A 1,693-nucleotide genomic window follows, 5' to 3' on the forward strand; every position below is an offset into this window, starting at 1 on the left:
CAGCCAATCAACCGAGCGTGCCGAGTCCCCACATTCAAATCGTGCATTCTATTTTCTTTTTGCAGCTCGGAATGCATAGAAACAGCCTGTTCCCAATATCACCGAAAAGACGAGAAATGTTGTCCCAGCGGCTGCGTCGAAGCTGTAACCAGCTGCGGTACAAAGTAGCGCGAACACCGTAGCAATGGCGAGAATCCACGCCATCGCGACGAATGCAACTCGACTGACTGTGCGTCGGGGTGAACTCGGCGTTCGCGTCTCGCTTGCTGAGTTGATTCTGGGGTGCGTCGAGACTGGACTTTGGAAGTTGTCCAAGGGTTGGGTTCGTGATGGGACACCGGAATTCTGAGGGGCTAGACGCGGGACATCTGAATTTATTGGATCGGTCGTTGCAGTAGATGCTGGATCATCGATGCCGTTTCCATTATTTGCTGGAACTGCAATCGACTCTTGGGTGGACGATGAAATATGCGGTGACAAGGGCCGCGTTATCTGAGCGTCGATCCGGTTAGCCTCCAGCATCGAAGGTGGCGCCATCCCTACGGCAATGTAGAACTCAGTCTCGCTCATGATTCGGATTTTCTGTGCTCGTTCCGTGATGTACTCGTAGGCTTTTCGGGCCTTCGTAGTGCCCCTACTAAGGTCAAATCCAGGCGCGTGAGGGTTCTCACCGCAAATCACGAGAATCGTTGTTTTGCGTGTAGTGCTCAATTGGACGTTAGCACCGAAGCTCGCGGCCAGTTGGAATGCTTCCCGCCTGCCAAGTAACTCGAAACCTCCGGTGATGGTAAGTCCCTGACCAAATAGTTCATTGGTGGGATCTGCATCCAAATTGGGTTCTGGCAGATCACCTTTTTTGATCGAGGGTTCTGAGGAGTATGGTCGGCCAGATGGGGACAAAGCAGTTTTCCGAGGTGTGACCGTGTCTAGATCTACCCATGAGGACACACCTGCGCGTTGAGCGAGCGCCAAGACAATCTGTGCGCAGACAGCAGCATCGGATGCTGCATTGTGATGATCCAGGCCAGTGATTCCTAACGAATCTGCCACTGATGGCAGGCTGCAGTCCTCAAGGCCTAGGTGTGCCTTGGCTAAATCACGGGAACAGATCCATAGGAAGTCGCCAAAATCGACGCCTGACCATTCGGAAGCTTGCCGCCAGACGGACTTGTCGAATGGTGCGTAGTGGGCGACAACAATGTCATTATCGATGAAATCACGGATACGAGCAGCCGACTCGACCCACGAGGGCGCGTTGGCTACATCAGCTTCTGTGATGTTATGAATCGCTATGTTTCTCTCTGCAAAGGTGGTGAACCCGTGAGGAGGTTTGATTAGCCAAGAAGCGTGGTCGACGATTTTGCCGTTTCGAACTTTTGTCATGCCAACGGAGCAAACCGAAGCGCGTTTGCCGTTTGCGGTCTCAAAATCAACCGCTGTGAAGTCCAATCCCATAGCATTCCTCCGAGATCAAATAGCGTTCTCTTTCAGTGAATCATCAGCTTCTGACTGTCGGGGCCTTAATAGTTGAAAGTTACAGGAACGTTATCAATATCTACGCGTGGTCTCATGTGCAGGTTCTTCATTGAGGCCATGGAGAATTAGGACGTGAGCTGTTGGATAGGAACGCTATTCTGCGCTGAACTCTTCCGCCCGCATCGTGAGCGTGATGCTAGCCGTACCGATTGACCCG

General features: G+C 52.3%; 1 protein-coding gene. It reads right to left on the reverse strand.

Annotation, left to right across the window (positions count from 1 at the left end; all coding sequences use genetic code 11):
- Window positions 1-48: 48 nt before the first annotated feature.
- Window positions 49-1,455, reverse strand: a complete 1,407-nt coding sequence (locus tag ANI01nite_RS16590) for an exonuclease domain-containing protein (RefSeq protein WP_084083971.1) — start codon at window positions 1,453-1,455, stop codon at window positions 49-51.
- Between the last annotated feature and the right edge of the window lie 238 nt (window positions 1,456-1,693).

This window comes from Glutamicibacter nicotianae (assembly GCF_006539525.1).
GTDB classification, from domain to species: Bacteria; Actinomycetota; Actinomycetes; order Actinomycetales; family Micrococcaceae; genus Glutamicibacter; species Glutamicibacter nicotianae.

Bases quoted from the DNA above. Each gene is read 5' to 3' on its own strand.
- ANI01nite_RS16590 (WP_084083971.1), bottom strand. From the start codon at position 1,455: ATGGGATTGGACTTCACAGCGGTTGATTTTGAGACCGCAAACGGCAAA.